General features: G+C 65.0%; 4 protein-coding genes. 2 read left to right on the top strand and 2 right to left on the bottom strand.

What is annotated here, in order from left to right; genetic code table 11:
• Both ilvC and AC1DU6_RS25025 read left to right on the top strand, forming a co-directional pair.
• Positions 1-838, top strand: an 838-nt coding sequence (gene ilvC, locus AC1DU6_RS25030) for a ketol-acid reductoisomerase (protein WP_477860383.1), incomplete at its 5' end; no start/stop codon positions are given.
• A gap of 147 nt (positions 839-985) precedes the next feature.
• Positions 986-2377 carry a hypothetical protein gene (locus AC1DU6_RS25025; protein ID WP_477860381.1) on the top strand — a complete coding sequence of 464 codons (1392 nt, stop codon included), beginning with the start codon at positions 986-988 and terminating at the stop codon, positions 2375-2377.
• A gap of 17 nt (positions 2378-2394) precedes the next feature.
• Here the strand turns inward: AC1DU6_RS25025 and AC1DU6_RS25020 are convergent, their stop codons facing one another.
• Positions 2395-2826: a DUF1810 domain-containing protein gene (locus AC1DU6_RS25020; RefSeq protein WP_457324614.1), complete on the bottom strand. Its 432-nt coding sequence runs from the start codon at positions 2824-2826 to the stop codon at positions 2395-2397.
• Positions 2823-3132: NIPSNAP family protein (locus AC1DU6_RS25015; protein ID WP_477860379.1), on the bottom strand; the 310-nt coding region annotated here is incomplete at its 5' end. The genes AC1DU6_RS25020 and AC1DU6_RS25015, both read right to left, overlap by 4 nt.

Below are 3132 nucleotides of genomic sequence, written 5' to 3'. Positions count from 1 at the left end.
CCTCAAGGTCGCCGAGATCGCCGACGCCGTGAAATCGGCCGACGTGGTCATGATCCTGCTGCCCGACGAGCAGATCGCCGACGTCTACAAGAACGAGGTCGAGCCCAACATCAAGCAGGGCGCGTCGCTGGCCTTCGCGCACGGCTTCAATGTCCACTACGGCCAGGTGCAGCCGCGCGCTGACCTGGATGTCTGGATGGTCGCTCCCAAGGCCCCCGGCCATACGGTGCGCAACACGTATCGCCAGGGTGGCGGCGTGCCCCACCTGATCGCCATCTACCAGGACAAGACCGGCAAGGCCCGTGACCTGGCCCTGAGCTATGCCGCAGCCAACGGTGGCGGCAAGGCCGGCATCATCCAGACCAGTTTCCGCGAAGAGACCGAGACCGACCTCTTCGGCGAGCAGGCCGTGCTGTGCGGCGGCGCCGTGGAACTGATCAAGGCGGGCTTCGAGACGCTGACGGAAGCCGGCTACGCCCCCGAGATGGCCTACTTCGAATGCCTGCACGAGCTCAAGCTCATCGTGGACCTGATCTACGAAGGCGGCATCGCCAACATGAACTACTCGATCTCGAACAACGCCGAGTACGGTGAGTACGTGACCGGCCCGCGCGTCGTCACCGAAGACACCAAGAACGCGATGCGCCAGTGCCTGAAGGACATCCAGACGGGCGAATACGCCAAGAGCTTCATCSTCGAGAACAAGGCCGGCGCTCCGACGCTGATCAGCCGCCGCCGCCTGACGGCCGAGCACCCCATCGAGCAGGTCGGTGAGAAGCTGCGCGAAATGATGCCCTGGATCAAGGCCAACAAGCTGGTGGACAAGGCGAAGAACTGATCGCCAGCCCGTTCTCAACGGATTGAAAGGCCGGTGCCGAGGGGCGCCGGCCTTTTTTGTTGGGGAACCGATCCGCTGCTTTCCGTCACGAAGGCTGGTGATGGCAGGCGCGCCTGCGCCGACGTTCAACTGTGGAGGTGCCTGATCTTGGACAAGTCGCTCCCTGAAACGACCGCTGTGCGCGAGGTGCTGGAGTCGATCAAGAGCACCGAGGTCGTCGTCGATGAAATAGTTGCGCCCGGTGCCGTGTCCTTGAAGATCGAGGCACGTGGTGGCGGCCGGGTCGTGGCCGCGGAAGCCAACGTGCCACTGCGGCTCACGGTCACGGTGATGGGAGCAAGCGGGCCGATGGACGCGGTCGCCACCGATGTCGTCCTGTCCTCTGACGGTAAGCTGTCCGGCGACGTGACGCTGCCGGCCAGTGCCTTTGCTCGCGGCGTCGCCGATGCGCAGGTGCAGTTCACCGAGGCGGCCCAGGGCGTCACGCTCACCGCTCGAAGTGGCGACCTGATGGCTGTCACTGCCCGGTTTGTCGTGCTGCCCGCGCTGGTGCCCTTCACAGGCCGCGGGCCTTTGGTGGCGAACAGAAACGAGATTCAGGGCAAGACCAGGAAGGCGCGCGCCGTGCTGCTTGAGCCGCCGCGCAACCCGGGGTCCGAGGCGCTGGCCATGCTGCGTGCCAGGCGGCCGATCGCGGGCCTGAATTCGGCTGGCCCCAACTCGAAAAAGGCAGAAGACGAACTCGGGGCAGGGCGGTCTGGCGATGCGGGAACGAACTGCCTGTGCTGCACGATGGGTGCGATCACGGGGCAGACGACGACGGCGCTGGTGCACGCAATGATCCGCGACAAGCTCGGCCCCGACATCCGGGCGGGGCTGGATGAATCGTGGAAGACCAAGGACAAGGAGCTTGTGGACGCCGAAGTGCAGCGGCGACTTGAAACGTTGATCGCCGATTACGGGACCATGCAGGACGAAAAGATCTGGTGGCGGCTGGAGAGCCTGAAGAACTTCATGACCAAGGCCTCGGACAAGGTGCCGGGCGAGGACGTCTCGGGGGATGCACAACTGCGCGGTACGCGCGGTCTGATGGTTTCTGAGGCCAAGCGCCGCAACGCGGAGGCTGGCACCGATGGCATCCGCTACAAGGTCGTCCAGGACGGGGTGGCCGACACCGACCCGTTGAAGAGCAAGACGTATGCGCTGGATGGCGAGATGCAGGCGCAGATGGGCAAGTATCCCGACGGTACCCAGTTCCAGGTGTTCGTCTATGGGTCGATGCATCACTGGCTGTTCGCGGAAAAATACAATGGGAAGGTGGTGATGGAGGACTACCAAAAGTCCAAACCACCGGTCGGCACCAAGGCCTCAGCCAGCGGCCCGACGGGCTACACGGACGACGACGTGCCGCACCATCCGGTCGCGCAGGAGCAGTCAGGCGTTTTCACGCAGGGCTATTTCCTTGCCATCTGCCCGGAGTCGTTCGACGCCAGCCAGGCCTGGGCCGGAAACAGGGACTGGCCGCAGCTCACGATGTGAGGATCACGGCTCGTGAATCACATCCGCGTGCCGCCGGCCAGCAGTCTCAACGTCGCCCCATCCCGCTCCCCGTTGTAGAGCTTCTCCAGCGTCCGTCCAAACAGGTGGTCCGGCTCGCCTGCCACCGACTCGAACAAGGTCAGGCAGGACTTGAACTTCATCGTGTCCACGTCGCCCAGGATGCGCTCGGCCGAATTGCCCTCGTGAGCCAGCATGGCTTGCACACAATCACGCAGCCGCGCGCCCAGCACCGGATGGGCGAGATAGGCCTCGGCTTCCGCGCGGCCTGCGATGCCGTATTCATGCGCCATGGCGCTGCGCCCCAGCCCGCGCAACTGCGGCAGCACGAACCAGATCCAGTGACCGGTCTTGCGGCCGGCCTTGAGCTCGGCCAGCGCCTGCTCGTACCGCCCCTGCTGAGCCTGAACGAAGCGGTCGAGTGTGCTCATGGCATGCCGTTGTGGGCTCGCAGCGCCTCGACGGCTTCATCGGGCAGCCAAAGCAGCGTGTTCAGATAGTCGTCCAGGCAGTCCACCAGTGCCGCACGCGGCCCCTCTCGCCAGGCAGCCGAGCCATAGAAGGCGTCCTGCTGCGCGACCAGTTGTTCCCGGCTGTCGAACGCGCGGATCAGGAAGAAGCTCTCGTGCTCATGGTCCGAGCGCCCAAAGGCCACGATGTCCATGCCGCTGGCGCGCACCAGCGGCAGCGCAGCCTGTACCGCAGGGACGAAGCGCTCGGCGCAGCCGGGTTTGAGC

The sequence above is a fragment of the Roseateles sp. P5_B10 genome (assembly GCF_056400485.1).
Note: the sequence above shows the minus strand (reverse complement) of the source record. Positions and strands in the feature narration are given on the sequence as shown.

What these genes read in the sequence shown, in the direction of transcription:
- AC1DU6_RS25020 (WP_457324614.1), bottom strand. Translation starts at nt 2,826, where the DNA reads ATGAGCACACTCGACCGCTTCGTTCAGGCTCAGCAGGGGCGGTACGAG.